General features: G+C 71.1%; 13 protein-coding genes. 8 read left to right on the top strand and 5 right to left on the bottom strand.

Features of this window, described 5'->3' with window-relative positions:
* Positions 1-237 precede the first annotated feature (237 nt).
* Positions 238-1,776: an amino acid permease gene (locus QNI14_RS05195; RefSeq protein ID WP_283715339.1), complete on the bottom strand. Its 1,539-nt coding sequence runs from the start codon at positions 1,774-1,776 to the stop codon at positions 238-240.
* A 180-nt stretch (positions 1,777-1,956) separates the two neighbouring features.
* Between QNI14_RS05195 and QNI14_RS05190 the strand changes: the two genes are divergently transcribed.
* Genes QNI14_RS05190 through QNI14_RS05170 form a run of 5 tightly spaced genes read left to right on the top strand, consistent with a single transcriptional unit; the run spans position 1,957 to position 6,928 of the window.
* Positions 1,957-3,312 carry a glutamine synthetase family protein gene (locus QNI14_RS05190; protein WP_283715338.1) on the top strand — a complete coding sequence of 452 codons (1,356 nt, stop codon included), beginning with the start codon at positions 1,957-1,959 and terminating at the stop codon, positions 3,310-3,312.
* Positions 3,293-4,054 (top strand): gamma-glutamyl-gamma-aminobutyrate hydrolase family protein, encoded by a 762-nt coding sequence (locus tag QNI14_RS05185; protein ID WP_283715336.1) that lies wholly within the window; start codon positions 3,293-3,295, stop codon positions 4,052-4,054. Before QNI14_RS05190 ends, QNI14_RS05185 begins: the two co-directional genes overlap by 20 nt.
* Complete coding sequence (locus QNI14_RS05180; RefSeq protein ID WP_283715334.1) at positions 4,051-5,403, top strand: aldehyde dehydrogenase family protein; 1,353 nt, start codon at positions 4,051-4,053, stop codon at positions 5,401-5,403. The genes QNI14_RS05185 and QNI14_RS05180 overlap by 4 nt, the downstream gene beginning before the upstream one ends.
* A 36-nt stretch (positions 5,404-5,439) precedes the next feature.
* Complete coding sequence (locus tag QNI14_RS05175; protein WP_283715332.1) at positions 5,440-6,213, top strand: 3-oxoacyl-ACP reductase; 774 nt, start codon at positions 5,440-5,442, stop codon at positions 6,211-6,213.
* A 4-nt stretch (positions 6,214-6,217) separates the two neighbouring features.
* Positions 6,218-6,928 (top strand): FadR/GntR family transcriptional regulator, encoded by a 711-nt coding sequence (locus tag QNI14_RS05170; RefSeq protein WP_283715330.1) that lies wholly within the window; start codon positions 6,218-6,220, stop codon positions 6,926-6,928.
* Positions 6,929-7,100: 172 nt separating this feature from the next.
* Here the strand turns inward: QNI14_RS05170 and QNI14_RS05165 are convergent, their stop codons facing one another.
* Together QNI14_RS05165 and QNI14_RS05160 are read right to left on the bottom strand one after the other, a co-directional pair.
* Positions 7,101-7,982: a transglutaminase family protein gene (locus QNI14_RS05165; protein WP_283715328.1), complete on the bottom strand. Its 882-nt coding sequence runs from the start codon at positions 7,980-7,982 to the stop codon at positions 7,101-7,103.
* Entirely contained in the window at positions 7,979-10,489 is a 2,511-nt protein-coding gene (locus QNI14_RS05160; protein WP_283715327.1) for a circularly permuted type 2 ATP-grasp protein, read from the bottom strand. The genes QNI14_RS05165 and QNI14_RS05160 overlap by 4 nt, the downstream gene beginning before the upstream one ends.
* A 94-nt stretch (positions 10,490-10,583) precedes the next feature.
* Between QNI14_RS05160 and QNI14_RS05155 the strand changes: the two genes are divergently transcribed.
* From QNI14_RS05155 to QNI14_RS05145, 3 genes are all read left to right on the top strand, one after another.
* Entirely contained in the window at positions 10,584-11,087 is a 504-nt protein-coding gene (locus QNI14_RS05155) for an amino-acid N-acetyltransferase (RefSeq protein ID WP_283715326.1), read from the top strand.
* A gap of 45 nt (positions 11,088-11,132) precedes the next feature.
* Positions 11,133-11,825, top strand: a complete 693-nt coding sequence (locus tag QNI14_RS05150) for a hypothetical protein (protein WP_283715325.1) — start codon at positions 11,133-11,135, stop codon at positions 11,823-11,825.
* A 267-nt stretch (positions 11,826-12,092) separates the two neighbouring features.
* Positions 12,093-12,494, top strand: a complete 402-nt coding sequence (locus QNI14_RS05145; protein WP_283715324.1) for a dehydrogenase — start codon at positions 12,093-12,095, stop codon at positions 12,492-12,494.
* A gap of 4 nt (positions 12,495-12,498) precedes the next feature.
* On the opposite strand, the gene radA is transcribed toward QNI14_RS05145, so the two are convergent.
* Both radA and QNI14_RS05135 read right to left on the bottom strand, forming a co-directional pair.
* Positions 12,499-13,857, bottom strand: coding sequence for a DNA repair protein RadA (gene radA, locus QNI14_RS05140; protein ID WP_283715322.1), 1,359 nt, complete (start codon positions 13,855-13,857; stop codon positions 12,499-12,501).
* Positions 13,858-14,013: 156 nt separating this feature from the next.
* The gene (locus tag QNI14_RS05135) at positions 14,014-14,967 is read right to left on the bottom strand and encodes an L-lactate dehydrogenase (RefSeq protein ID WP_283715321.1); all 954 of its coding nucleotides are present in this window, start codon (positions 14,965-14,967) and stop codon (positions 14,014-14,016) included.
* Positions 14,968-14,990: the final 23 nt, after the last annotated feature.

The raw sequence follows: 14,990 nt of genomic DNA, 5'->3' as shown, positions 1-14,990 counted from the left end.
CCAGAGGCTCCGCGCGTCGCATAGCGACGGGTGGAGTGGGAGTGGGGAGGGGCATCCGGCCCTCTTCGCGTTCATCGGCCCCGAGCACGATTGCAATGGATGCCACGCGACACGCGGCATCCATTCGGCTCAGCCCGGCGTGTCGGGCCTGATCCATTGCATCCGCGCGCGGGCCACCGACGCACCCGACACAGGCGAAAGGGCCGGGGCGCGAAGCCCCGGCCCTCCACGCACTGCCTACTTGTCGCCGAAGACCTGGGCCTCCATCGCGTCGTAGCCCTCTTCCTGCGGGTTGCCGTGCTCGCCGCCCGAGAGGGCGTACTCCTCTTCGGGGGAGAGGACGAGGCGGTGGCGCCCGTAGAAGGCGAAGGCGAGGAAGATCACGGCGTAGACCGCGATGATCGCGACGATCGCGAGCAGGTACGTCGGGTTGAACAGCAGCCCGAAGAACACGATCGCGGCGATGATCGCCGCCGAGTAGGCGCCGAACAGGCCCCACGGGCTCTTGTACGGCCGCTCCGCGTTGGGGAACTTCTTGCGCAGGATGATGAACGACAGCATCTGCAGGAAGTAGGCGACGACCGCACCCCACACCGCGATGTTCAGCACGATGGCACCGGCCGGTGAGGCGTCGCCGCCGGCTGCCTGCACGATCACGAGCGCGATGAATCCGATGACCGCACCGACGGTGAGCGAGACCCACGGGGTCTGCGCCTTGCCGGTGAGCGACAGCCAGCGCGGGTAGTACCCGGCGCGCGACAGGGAGTACATGTTGCGTCCGTAGGCGAACATGATGCCCATCAGCGAGGCGAGCAGACCGATGAGGGCGAGCAGCGCCAGGATCGCGGCGGCCTGCGGCGGCAGGAACGCCTTGAACCCGTCGAGCAGCGGTTCGAGCGATGCGCCGGTGACCTCGGCGCCGAGCACACCGGTGTTGATGAACAGCACGATGAGGCCGGTGACGATGAGCGTGCCGCGTGCCCAGAGACCGGCTCGCGGGATGTCGCGCTTCGGGTTGCGGGACTCCTCTGCCGCGAGCGGCAGCTCCTCGATGCCGAGGAAGAACCACATCGCGAACGGCAGCGCGAACAGGATGGCGCCGAAGCCCTCGGGGAGGAACGTCGAGGCGCCCACCGCGTCGGGGTTCGGTGCGATGTCCCACAGCGACGCCCAGCTGAACGCGCCCGAGAACAGTGCCATCACGCCGAATACGACGATGATGCCGATCGAGATCACCGAGACGACGATCGCGAAGGTGAACGAGATCGCGGCGCCCGCGGTGTTCAGGGCGATGAACAGGGCGTACAGGATGAGCCACCAGACCCAGCCGGGCAGACTGATGCCGGTCAGCAGGAACAGCGCCTGGTCGGCGTACGCGCCCGAGAAGTACACGACCACCGCGGTGGTCGCGACGTACTCAATCGTCTCGGCGAGGCCGGTTGCGAGCCCTCCCCAGGGCCCCATCGCGGAACGCGAGAACGAGTATGCGCCGCCGGTGTGCGGCATCGCGGCGGCCATCTCGCCGATCGAGAAGGTGAGGCCGTAGTACATGAGCACGAGCAGCGCGAACGCGATGAGCATGCCGCCGAAGCCGGCGAACCCGATGCCGAAGTTCCAGCCCGAGAAGTCACCTGAGATGACGGCGGCGACCGCGAGGCCCCAGAGTCCCCACACCCCCGCCGACCGCTTCAGCGTGCGCTTCTCGAAGTACCCGTCACCGGCTCGGGCGTAGCTGACCCCGGCGACCTTCTGTGTGGTGGAGCGCTGATCGGACAATACGACCTCCTGGCTACGGGTCGGCGCATGTGCGCCGTTGGGCGGCGCGCGTGCGCTCTCGGGTGGGCGCGCTGGCCGCGCCTTGCGAAGAGTGTGGACGCTATTGGTATGCCCTGTCTACCTTTGGGATGTAAGTTTCTCGTTACAGAGCGGCACCCGCCGCCGCGAAGGAGTGATCGGATGCCGGGCAACCTGACCGCCGCGCAGCTCGAAGCAGCAATCGCCGCCGACGAGATCGACACGGTCATCGTCGCGTTCCCCGACGCGCAGGGCCGCCTCGTCGGCAAGCGCGTCGCGGGCCGCTTCTGGGTCGACGAGGTCGGGAAGCACGGCGCCGAGGTCTGCGACTACCTGCTGTCGGTCGACGTCGACATGAACACGGTCGACGGCTACGCGATGTCGAGCTGGGACAAGGGCTACGGCGACATGATGCTGCGTCCCGACATCGAAACGCTCCGTCGCATCCCGTGGCAGCCGGCGACCGCGCTCGTCATCGCCGACCTGCTGTACGTCGACGGCTCGCCCGTGGTGCAGTCGCCCCGCGGCATCCTGCAGGCGCAGCGTGATCGACTCGCAGAGAAGGGCCTCGTCGCGTTCTCGGGCACCGAGCTCGAGTTCATCGTGTTCGACGACTCGTTCCGGGATGCCTGGGCGAAGCGGTACCAGGGCCTGACGGCATCCACCGACTACAACGTCGACTACAACCTGCTCGCCACCACCAGGCTCGAGCCGCTGCTGCGCGACATCCGCCGCGGCATGGAGGGCGCCGGGCTCTACTGCGAAGGCGTGAAGGGCGAGTGCAACGACGGCCAGCAGGAGATCGCGTTCCGCTACGCCGAGATCATCGAGACCGCCGACCAGCACACGATCTACAAGAACGGCGCGAAGGAGATCGCCGACGCCCATGGGCAGTCCCTCACCTTCATGGCGAAGTTCGACCAGCGCGAGGGCAACAGCTGCCACATCCACCTCTCGGTGCGCGGCAACGACGGCTCCGCGGTCATGGCGGGTGACGGCGAGTACGGCTTCTCGAAGCTCATGGAGCACTGGATCGCCGGCATCCTCGCCACCCTCCGCGAGTTCACGCTGCTCTATGCGCCGACGATCAACTCGTACAAGCGCTACGCCAAGGGCACCTTCGCGCCCACCGGCGTCGCGTGGGGCATCGACAACCGCACCTGCGCGCTCCGCGTCGTCGGGCACGGCCACTCACTGCGCGTCGAGAACCGGGTGCCCGGCGGCGACGTGAACCCGTACCTTGCGATCTCGGCCATCATCGCGGGCGGCCTGCACGGCATCGAGCACGAGCTCGAGCTGCCCGCGCCGCTCACCGGCAACGCGTACGATTCCGATGTCGCGCACCTGCCCACGACACTCCGCGAGGCGGCCCAGCTGTTCTCGGAATCCGAGGTGGCACGCGCGGCGTTCGGCGACGACGTCGTGGCCCACTACCTGAACCAGGCGCGCATCGAGGTCGAGGCCTACGACGCGGCCGTCACCGACTGGGAGCGCATCCGTGGCTTCGAACGACTCTGACCTCCGCCGCCCGGTCATCGGCCTCACCACCTACCTCGAGCAGGCGAAGCAGGGCGTCTGGGACGTGCGCGCCAGCTTCCTGCCGCAGCAATACTTCGACTCGGTGACCGCGTCGGGTGGCGTCGCGGTGCTGCTCCCGCCGCAGCCGTCCCCGGATGCCGCGGCCGCAGCCGTCCTCGACGGACTCGACGGCCTCATCTTGACCGGCGGCCTCGACGTGCAGCCCGAGCTCTACGGAGCGGAGCGGCATCCGCTCACCGACCCCGCCCGCGCCGACCGCGACGCGTGGGAACTCGCGCTGCTCGCGGGTGCGCGGGAGCGCGGCATCCCGGTGTTCGGGATCTGCCGCGGCCTGCAGCTCATCAACGTCGCCTTCGGCGGCACGCTGCACCAGCACCTGCCCGAGGCGCTCGGCACCGAGCGGTTCCGCATCGGCGGCGGCGTCTTCGCCGAGAACACCGTTGAGGTGGATGCCGACACCAAGCTCGCCGGCCTCCTCGGCGCGGGCCCGTTCGGGGTGCACAGCTACCACCACCAGGGCGTCGACCGGGTCGGTGACGGCCTCGTCGTGACGGCGCGGACCGACGACGGCCTCGTGCAGGCGTTCGAGACGCCCGGCGATGACTACCTCGTCGCCGTGCAGTGGCATCCCGAGGAGAACTCGGCCGACCGACGCCTGTTCCTCGGCCTCGTCGCCGCTGCCGATGCCTACGCGGTGTCGAAGCGGGGAGTCCCCGCATGAGCGTCCACACCGTCCTGAATCCCGCGACCGGCGCCGCGATCCGCGACGTGCCGGCCGCATCGATCGCCGAGACGGATGCCGCGGTCGCGCGGGCCGTCGCGGCGCAGCGCGGCTGGGCGGCGCTCGCCCCGGTCGATCGGGCCGACGCGCTGCGCCGGTTCGCAGCCGTCGTCGAGGCGCACGCCGAGGAGCTCGCGCAGCTCGAGGTGCTCGAGGCGGGGCATCCCGTCGGGTCGGCGCGCTGGGAGGCGGCGCACGTCGCGCAGGTGCTGCAGTACTACGCGGGCGCCCCGGAGCGACTCATCGGCAAGCAGATCCCGGTCGCCGGCGGCCTCGACGTCACGTACCTCGAGCCGTACGGCGTCGTCGGGATCATCGTGCCGTGGAACTTCCCCATGACTATCGCCGCGTGGGGCTTCGCGCCCGCGCTCGCCGCCGGCAACGCCGTCGTGCTGAAGCCGGCCGAGCTCACGCCGCTCACCGCGATGCGACTCGGCGACCTCGCCCTCGAGGCGGGGCTGCCGGAGGGGCTGTTCGAGGTCGTCACGGGCGCCGGGCCCGTCGTGGGCGAGCGCTTCGTCTCGCACCCCGACGTGCGCAAGGTCGTGTTCACCGGCTCGACGCGGGTCGGCACCGAAGTCGCCGCGGGCTGCGCTCGCGAGCTCAAGCCGGTGACGCTCGAACTCGGCGGCAAGAGCGCCAACATCGTGTTCGCCGACGCCGACCTCGAACGCGCCGCCGCTGGGGTGCCCGGGTCGGTGTTCGACAACGCCGGGCAGGACTGCTGCGCCCGTAGCCGACTGCTCGTCGAGCGATCGGTGTACGACCGGTTCCTCGAGCTGCTCGAGCCCGCCGTCGCCGCGTGGCGCGTCGGAGACCCGAACGACGAAGCGACCGAGATGGGCCCACTCATCTCGGCTGCGCAGCGTGAACGCGTCTCGGCATACGTCGACGGCGCCGACGTCGCGTTCCGAGGTTCGGCACCGACCGGCGACGGGTTCTGGTTCCCGCCCACCGTCGTCCTCGCCGGACGCGAGGACCGCATCGCGAAGGAGGAGGTCTTCGGTCCGGTCGTCGCGGTGCTGCCGTTCGATGACGAGGCCGACGCCATCGCGCTCGCGAACGACACCGTCTACGGCCTCGCCGGCTCGATCTGGACCGAGAACCTCGCCCGCGGCATCCGCGTGTCCCGCGGTGTTCGCAGCGGTGTCCTTTCGGTGAACTCGCACTCGTCGGTCCGGTACACGACGCCGTTCGGTGGCATGAAGGGCTCCGGGCTCGGCCGTGAACTCGGACCGGATGCCGCGGAGCACTTCACCGAGACCAAGAACGTCTTCTACGCCACCTGATTCCCACCTGCATCTGCTCTCCCGAAAGGCACCACCATGGACCTCACCCAGCGACTCGCCGGCCGCGTCGCCGTCATCACCGGCGGCGCCAGCGGCATCGGCCTCGCGACCGCCCGCCGCTTCGCCGCCGAGGGCGCCCGCGTCGTCATCGCCGACCTCGACCCGGCCTCGGGTGAGCGCGCCGCCGCCGAGGTGGGCGGTGTATACCGCGAAGTGAATGTGGCCGACCAGGCATCAGTCGACGCGCTGTTCGACGGCGTCGCGGCCGACCTCGGGTCGGTCGACATCGCATTCAACAACGCGGGCATCTCGCCCGCCGACGACGACTCGATCGAGACCACCGAGCTGCCCGCGTGGGATCGCGTGCAGGACGTCAACCTCAAGAGCGTCTACCTGTGCTCGCGCGCCGCCCTGCGCCACATGGTGCCCGCGGGTAAGGGCTCGATCATCAACACGGCGTCGTTCGTCGCGCTGCTCGGGTCGGCGACCTCGCAGATCTCGTACACCGCATCCAAGGGCGGCGTCCTCGCGATGACCCGCGAACTCGGCGTGCAGTTCGCGCGCCAGGGCATCCGTGTCAACGCGCTGTGCCCGGGCCCGGTGAACACGCCGCTGCTGCGCGAACTGTTCGCGAAGGACCCGGAGCGTGCGCAGCGCCGCCTCGTGCACGTGCCGATGGGCCGGTTCGCAGAGCCCGAAGAACTCGCGGCGGCCGTCGCGTTCCTGGCATCCGACGACGCCTCGTTCATCACGGCGAACGCGTTCGTCGTCGACGGCGGCATCACGAACGCGTACGTGACACCGCTCTGAACGCATGACGCACCCGCCGCACGACCTCGGTCGCACCGTCTACCGGCCGGTGCGCGGCGGGAACGCGCTCGAAGACACGGTCGCGCGGCTCGTGCAGACGGTGCGGCTGGGGCTCGTCGCGCCGGGGGAGTCGCTGCCCTCGGAGCGCGAGCTCGCCGAGCGGTACGCGGTCAGCCGTGACACCGTGCGGCAGGCGATCGGCGAGCTCGCCGACGCCGGCTACGTCGTGCGGCGGCGCGGCAGGTACGGCGGCACGTTCGTCGCCGACCCGTTGCCGCCGTCCGCCGACGGTCCGGTCGACGCGGCAGAGCTTGACGACGTGCTGGGACTCCGGCGGGTGCTCGAGGCGGGGGCGGCGCGGGCCGCGGCGTCGCGGATGCTGACGGACGCCGCGCGCGCGACCCTCGAAGATCGGCATGCGGCCACGGCCGCGGCATCCGCCGGGGACTACCGCCGACTCGACTCGCTGCTCCACCTGACGATCGCGGAGCTCGCCGGCATCCCGTCGCTGCTGCCGCTCGTCGTCGAGAACCGTGCGCGGGTGAACGCGTGGCTCGACACGTTCCCGCTGCTGCCGCGCAACATCGAGCACTCCGACGCGCAGCACGACCGCATCGTGGCATCCATCCTCACCGGTCGGCCCGACGCGGCCGAGGCCGCCGTGCTCGACCATCTCGCCGGGTCCGAGGCGCTGCTGCGCGGCTTCTTGGCCTGAGCTCGTCGCAGTCGGTGGGCCTGGCCTGCGGCATCCGCTGGTCACCGTTCGCGCACGAATGCAATGGATCCCGCGCGACGCGCCGGGGATGGATGCCGCGCCGCGGCGCGTCGGCCACGATCCATTGCATCCGCGCACGCGCGGGCCCGCGACGCGCCCCGAAACCCGGCCGTCAGTCGAGCGGCGCGACGTCGACCTGCACCCGCAGGGTCGAGGTCTTCGCGTCGGTGAAGATGATGCCGCGGACGGGCGAGACGTCGCCGTAGTCCCGCCCCCACGCGACGGTGATGTAGCGGTCGTTCGCCCACTGGTCGTTGGTGGGATCGATCGCGAGCCACTGGTCGGTGCCGGGCAGCCAGACGGCGAGCCACGCGTGCGATGCGTCGGCGCCGAACACGCGCTCCTTGCCGGGCGGCGGCTGGGTCGCGAGGTAGCCCGACACGTACCGTGCGGCGACGCCGTGCGCGCGCAGGCATGCGAGGGCGACGTGCGCGAAGTCCTGGCACACACCGGCGCGGGCGGCCATCGCGTCGGCGACCGTGCTCGTCACGGTGGTGGCGGTCTTGTCGTAGTCGAAGTCGCGGTGGATGCGCTGCATCAGGTCGGTCGCGGCCTCGCCGATGGGGCGACCGGGCGTGAGCGACTCGGCGCCGTACGCGGTCGCCGCCGCAACGTGCTGCACGCGCGGCGACTCGAGCGCGTACTCGGTCGCCTGCCACGCGCCTTCGAGCGACGGATGCTGCAGCGGGCGGGCGAGCTCCCACGGCTGGGCGAGCGCGTCGGCGTCGTACTCGGGCACCATCACGGTCACGTCGCTCGACGACTCGATCGTGAGCGCCTCGTGCGGGTCGGTGACGTGGAAGTAGGTCGACGAGTTGCCGAAGTAGTCGATGCCCGGTGCCATGTCGCCCGGCTCGGGTTCGACGGTGACACCGGATGCCGCGATCTGCTGCCACGGCAGTTCGCGGGGCAGCAGGTGGAACTGCCCGACGCTGTCGTGCACGGCGTCGCTGTACGTGTAGGCGGTGCGGTGCCAGACGCGGTAACGCTTCACGGTCGCACCTCCGCGAGCTCGATGAGCGACAGCTCCGCCATCGACACGGCCGGCGGGCCGGCTTCGAAGTGGAGGTGTCCGATCGCGTCGGCGAGCTGCTCGAGCTGGGCGGTGACGTCGGTCAGCGTCTCGACGAGCCGGTCGCGGCGACCGCCGACGACGGCGGTGAGGTCGGCGACGTCGATGGCGGCGAGCTCGGTCTCGAGGTGGTCGAGGAGCCGTTCCGCGCGCGTGGAACCCGTCGATGCCGGCATTGCGGCCAGGTGACCGCGCATCGTCGCGAGCGAGAAGGCGAGCGACCTCGGGTTGCTCGCATCGAGCAGCAGCAGCTCGACGACGTCGGCCGCGCGGGCGCTGCCCCGGTACCGGCGACGGTGCGTGACGACGCTCTCGGCGGTGACCAGCAGTGACTCGAGCACTTCGCGGTCGGTGCGCGGTGTGCGACTGATCGCGAGCGTCGAGGTCAGCAGTGCCGACAGCTGCAGGCCGCGCTCGAGGTAGCGGCCGGCCTCGATCATGTGCCAGCCGGCGTCGCGGATCATGTTCGCGGTCACGCCGTAGAGCGACAGCATCGAGGCGAGCATGCGTCCCGCCGACTCCGCGGTGCGGTGCGGGTGCGGCGAGCTCCGCAGCGCGCGCACGGCCCGCTCGATGTTCGAGAACACCCGCCAGGTGTCGCCCGACAGCTGGTCGCGGACGCCCTCCATCGCGTCGCGCAGGCGGGCGATCGAGTGCGCGGCGGAGCCTGGACGCGTGGCATCCAGCAGCAGGGAACGGAACTCGGCTTCGGGGTCGGCCTCGCGCCGTCCGGCGAGCGCGTCGAGCGACGCGAGCAGGACGCGCACGCTCTCGGCGGCACGGGCGGGCGTGTAGGCGCCCGGCTGATCGAGTGCGGCCTGCGTCGCGAGGACGAGCCGCAGCAGGTCTTCGGTGCGCTCGGCGTAGCGGCCCGTCCAGAACATGTCGCTGAGGGCACGCGGTGCGAAGGTCGGGTCGCTGCGGGTCGTGGGGAGGGCCGCCACGTCGGCGATGCCCTGGTCGGGGTCGGTCTCGTCGGCCTTCAGCACCCAGACGTCCTTCGTCCGCGGCGCGGCATCCGGCGCATCGCGCACCGTCGCGAGACCGCCGACAAGCGGCCGGTAGGTCGACCCGAAGCGGACGGAGAACCCGCGCAGGATGACCGGCAGAGCGGATGCCGCGGCCCCGCCGTTCCACACCGGGACCTGCGACAGCGGCAGCTGCTCCTGCGCCGCGTACCTGTGCGGCTCGGCGAGCACGCGCGCGACGAGCTCGCCCGAGGGGATCGCGAGGCGGCGGCGCGGCTCGTCGATGAGGCGCACCTCGAGCGTCGGATCGTCGCCCTCGATCCGCGCCAACACGTCACCGCGAGCGTCGGCGTCGCCGAGCCACCAGGTGGGCACCGACGGCAGCCGCAGCTGCTCGCCGAGGAGGTGCTCGCAGACCGCGGGCAGATACGGCATGAGCGCAGGGTTCTCGAGCACGCCGGCGCCGAGCCCGTTGACGAGCGTGACGCGTCCGCGGCGCGCGGCCTCGGTGAGACCGGCGACGCCGAGCCGTGAGCCCGACCGCAGTTCGAGGGGATCGCACCACTCCGCGTCGACCCGCCGCAGGATCACGTCGACCCGCTCGGTCGGCACGCGCTTCGGCCACCCGGCGGGCTTGATCCACACGCTGCCCTCGCGCACGACGAGGTCGCTGCCCTGCACCAGTGGGAAGCCGAGCGCCGTCGCGAGGAACGCTTGGTCGAACGCGGTCTCCGACAGCGGTCCCGGCGACATGACGACGATGCGCGGATGCGTCGTGCCCTCGGGTGCGGCGGCGATGAGCGCCGCGCGGAGCGCCGCGAAGTACGGGTCCATGCGGTGCAGCGCGCCCTCATCGAGGAGGTCGGGCAGCACCTGCGAGATGACGCGGCGGTTCTCGGCGGCGTAGCCGAGGCCCGACGGCGCCTGCACCCGGTCGGCGAGCACGTGCCACTCGCCTGCGGCATCCCGCCCGAGATCGGTGGCCGACAGCAGCAGGGGGGTGCCGGATGCCGGGTGCGCACGCGCGACCGCCCGGACGAAGCCGGCGTGTCCGACCACCGTCGCGGCCGGGACGATTCCCTCGCGGAGGACGGTCTGCGGGCCGTAGAGGTCGGCGAGCAGCGCGTTCAGGAGTTCGGCGCGCTGTGCGAGGCCGACTTCGAGGCGCGCCCAGCCCGGGGCGTCGAACACGAACGGCATGGGGTCGAGCTGCCAGGGCTGCAGGTCGTCGCCGGCGCGCGCGTACGAGACGCCGTCGTCGGCGAGGAAGCGGACGATCTCGCCGTCGACACGGGACAGCTCGTCCTGCGTCAGCCCGAGGGCGAGCGAGGCGAGTGCACGCCATGCGGGTCGGAGGGTGCCGTCGGTGTCGACGACTTCGTCGTAGCGGGCGTCGACCGTCGACGCGAACGGCAGTGTCGGCTGCGACACTGCCGTGGCGTAATCACGGAGCACACTCACTCGGGTCCCTCTCCTGCTCAAGCGTAGGGCTCCCGCGGGCCGGCCTCGGTCGCGCGCGCAGGCGCGGCGGCCGCCGCGCAATACAGTGGACGTTATGGCTGAGACGTTCGAGGTGCGGCAGGCGCGCACGTCCGACGTCCCCGCGATCCAGGAGCTGCTCGAGCCGTGGGTCGCCCGGCGCATCCTGCTGGGCAAGGAGCGGGTCACGCTGTACGAGACCGTGCAGGAGTTCGTCGTCGCCCAGGCAGGCGACCGGCTCGTTGGTTGCGGCGCGCTCCACGTCATGTGGGAGGACCTCGGCGAGATCCGCACCCTCATCGTTGCCGACGACTGGCTGCACCGCGGCGTCGGTGGTGGCGTCGTCGACCGCCTCGAGGGCAATGCCCGCGCGCTCGGCCTCTCGCGGCTGTTCTGCCTCACGTTCGAGGTGCCGTTCTTCAGCCGTCGCGGGTTCGAGACGATCGGCGAGCAGGTCGTCGACCCCGATGTGTACTCGCAGCTGCTCCGCAGCCCGGACGAGGGCGTCGCCGAGTTCCTCGACCTCGCGCACGTGAAGCCCAACACCCTGGGCAACACCCGCATGCTCAAGCAGTTGTAGGCGCGCCGGGCGGGGGAGTGCGGCCACGCCGCTTACCCTGGTCGCGTGACCAGCTCCACCCCGCGCCGCCGGCACTCGCCGGCCGTCTACCGCCGCCGTCGGCTGGCGGTGGTGCTCGTCGCACTCCTGCTGGTGGGTGGTGTCGTCGCGGTGGTCATCTGGCAGCCGTGGCGGGCGTGGGCGGATGCCGCGCTGGCCGAGCGCCCGGGCGCGAGCCCGTCAGCCTCGGCGAGTGCGCCGGCCGGGTCGACGCCGATCCCGACGAGCCCTGCCCCCGAGGAACCGTCCCCGACGCCGACAGCGGATGCCGTCGACGAGGACGAGGACGCCGTCGAGGTGCTGCCCTGTACGACGGGCGACGTCACGGTCACCGCGAAGGTAGACAAGGGCTCGTACGGCACCGACCAGTTCCCCCACCTTTCGATCCAGCTGGTGAACGACACCGAGTTCCCGTGCCTCATCAACGTCGGCACCACGGCACAGACGTTCGAGATCACGAGCGGCAGCGACGTGTGGTGGCGTTCCACCGACTGCCAGAGCGAGCCGAGCGACCAGGTCGTGCAGCTCGGCGCCGGGCAGACCGTCTCGAGCTCGACGCCGCTGGTCTGGGATCGCACGCGCTCGTCCGTCGACACCTGCGAGGGCAGCCGGCAGAACGCGCTGCCCGGCTGGTACAACCTCACGGTGTCGATCGGCGGCATCGAGTCGGTCGAGCCCGCGCAGTTCACGATTCGCTAGCGGCATCCGATCAGGGGTTCTGTTCTTCCTGAGAAGATTCTCATTTGCGATGTTGGCGCTGGGGTGTTGTCTCGCCCCGATCGCCGCGTAGCCTGGTGTCAGCTCCCGGCGGAGCCCCCGTTGTCCCCAGCATCGGAGCCCCGTCAAACCCCAGAGACGGGGCGCCAGGAATTGCCGCCGGTGAGCAATGGGCCCTCTCGACTTTCCCAGTCCCCAATGGGGAGTTCGAGAGGGCCCCACACGTTCCCGGCCCGTAGGCTTGAGGGCATGGCCGGAAAGAAGCGCGACAAGCGACCGCTCGAGTTCCGGAACACGCAACTCGCCGACGCCCTGCAGACCCAGGACATGGCGGCCCTCGCCTTCGCCCTGCGTCACGGTCCGACCGTCGTGCCGCTGCTGCGTCCGGGGCAGCGCGACGACCCCCGCGACTCCGGCGAGGTGTGGACCTACCGCGACCCGAACACCGGCGATCTCGCGCTGCTGCTGTTCAGCGACGCGGCGAACAAGCCGGCCGCGCTGCCCCCGGGCATCGCCCTGCAGTCGCCGGAGTGGCTGCGGACGTTCCTCGGCACCCACGGCGAGCAGATCACGACGGTGTTTTTCGACATCGCAGGCCCACACCCGATGCAGGCGGCGCCGGCCGACCTGATCGCGGCGCTCGACGCCTGATCCGTCAGAACCCTGGTTCGTCGCCGCGCGTCGGCTCGTGGTGCTTGGTGCGCTCGGCGAGGGCACCGCGCAGCGTGCCCGCGCCCATGTCGATGACCGCGCGGTAGCCGAGGCGCGCCGCTTCGGCCTTGCGCTGGTCGTGCTGCGTGACCCGGCGGATCTCGCCCGACAGGCTCAGCTCGCCGATGGCCGCGAGCTTCGCGGGATTCGGCCGCTCGGATGCCGCGCTGGCGATCGCGAGCGCGATGGCGAGGTCGGCCGCGGGCTCGGTGAGTCGGACGCCGCCGACGGTGGAGACGTAGACGTCCTGGTCGGAGAGGGTGATGCCGGCGCGCTTTTCGAGCACGGCGAGCACCATCGCGACGCGGGCGCCGTCGACCCCGCTGACGATGCGGCGCGGGTTCGGTGCCGTCGTGCGGAGGGTGAGCGCCTGCACCTCGACCGGGAGGGCGCGGCGCCCCTCGAGCGCGACGGTGACGCACGTGCCGGGTTCGCTGCGGCGGGTGCTGAGGAACAGCGAGCTCGGGTCGGGCACCTCGGCGATGCCCTCGCCGGTCATGTCGAAACAGCCCACCTCGTCGGTCGCGCCGAAGCGGTTCTTGAGCGCCCGCACGAACCGGAGCGAGGTCTGTCGGTCGCCCTCGAAGTGGCAGACGACGTCGACGAGGTGCTCGAGCACGCGGGGACCGGCGACCTGGCCGTCCTTCGTGACGTGCCCGACGATGATGACCGGCAGGTCGCGTTCCTTCGCGACGCGGATGAGGGTGGATGCCACCTCCCGCACCTGGCTCGGCTGGCCGGCGGCCCCGTCGATGAGCGAGGACGACACCGTCTGCACCGAGTCGACGATGAGCAGATCGGGCCGCACGTCGTCGATGTGGCCGAGGGTGGTGGCGAGGTCGGTCTCGCTCGCGAGGTACAGCTCGTCATGGAGGGCGCCGGTGCGCTCGGCGCGCAGTCGCACCTGGCTGAGCGACTCCTCGGCGCTGACGTAGAGCACGCGGCGGCCCGAGCGTGCGCTCTGCGCGGCGACCTCGATGAGGAGGGTCGACTTGCCGACGCCGGGCTCGCCCGAGAGCAGGATCGCGGCGCCGGGAACAATGCCGCCGCCGAGCACCCGGTCGAACTCGCCGACGCCGCTCGTGCGTCGCGGGGTCTCACGGGTGTCGATCTGCGTGATCGGCCGTGCGCTGCGGGTCGGGGTCAGGGGTGTCACCGACGCGGTGATGCCCGTCTGCGTCGCGGCTTCGACAACGGTGCCCCACTGCTGGCACTCGCCGCAGCGGCCCACCCACTTCGCCGCCGTCCACCCGCACTCGGTGCACTTGAACGCGGCGGTCGGTGCGGGACGACGTGAAGCCATGCAGTCAGGCTAGCCGCGGCATCCGACACCGGCGCCGCGCCCGGCCGTGCCCGTGCACAACGTCTCCATTCCGGTGCCGCAGACGCCGCGCGGCGCCGCGGGTCCCGAGATCCGCGGTGATTTGGAGACGCTGTGCTCGGCTGCTGGCCGCGCTGATCAGCGCAACGTAGCCGCGGCGCCGCGCAGCGCGTCAGCGGAGTGACGCAGCAGGCCGAGTTCGTGGTCCGAGAAGGCGGTGTTCATGATCGGCTTCGCACCGGCGGCGCTCACCACCGAGGGGACCGACAGGGCGACTCCGTCGATGCCGTGGAAGTCGTTCAGGACGGTCGACACCGGCAGGATCGCGTGCTGGTCGCCGAGGATCGCTTCGACGATGCGCGCGCTAGAGAGCCCGATGGCGTAGTTTGTCGCACCCTTGCCCCGGATCACCGTGTACGCGGCATCCCGAACTTCCACGGCGATGCGGTCGAGCTCGTCCTTCGTGAAGCGGGGCTGACCGTCGAGGGGTTCCCAGTCGAGGATCGGCACGCTGCCGATGGTCGCGTGCGACCAGAGCGGGAACTCGGTGTCGCCGTGCTCGCCGATGATGTGGGCGTGCACGCTCGACGTCGAGACCCCGGCGCGCTGCGCGAGTCGCCACCGCAGGCGCGAGGTGTCGAGCACGGTGCCCGACGCGAAGATGCGCTCGGGCGGCAGGCCCGTCGCCTCCTGCCCGATGACGGTGAGCACGTCGCACGGGTTCGTGACGATGACGTAGATCGCGTTCGGAGCGACTTCGAGGAGCTGCGGGAGCATCGTCCGGAGGATGCCGGCGTTCACCCCGGCGAGCTCGATCCGCGTCTGTCCGGGGTTCTGCTTCGCGCCGGCGGTGATCACAACGACGTGCGAGCCGGCGGCGACCGAGACGTCGGCACCGCCGATGATGTCGCTCGAGCCGGTGAACTGCGCGCCGTGCGCGAGGTCGAGCACCTCGGCCTCGACCTTGGGCGCGGCGATGTCGTAGAGCGCGACGTGCCGCGCCGATCCGCGGATGAGGGCGGCGTACGCGACGCTCGATCCCACGGCGCCCGCGCCGACGACGGTCAGTTTCGAGTTCTCCATCACGCTCATGGGATCAGTTTGTCAGTGACGGA

Source organism: Microbacterium dauci (assembly GCF_030065535.1).
GTDB classification, from domain to species: domain Bacteria; phylum Actinomycetota; class Actinomycetes; order Actinomycetales; family Microbacteriaceae; genus Microbacterium; species Microbacterium dauci.
The sequence above is the reverse complement of the archived record's forward strand: the minus strand, read 5'-3'. Positions and strand labels throughout refer to the sequence as shown.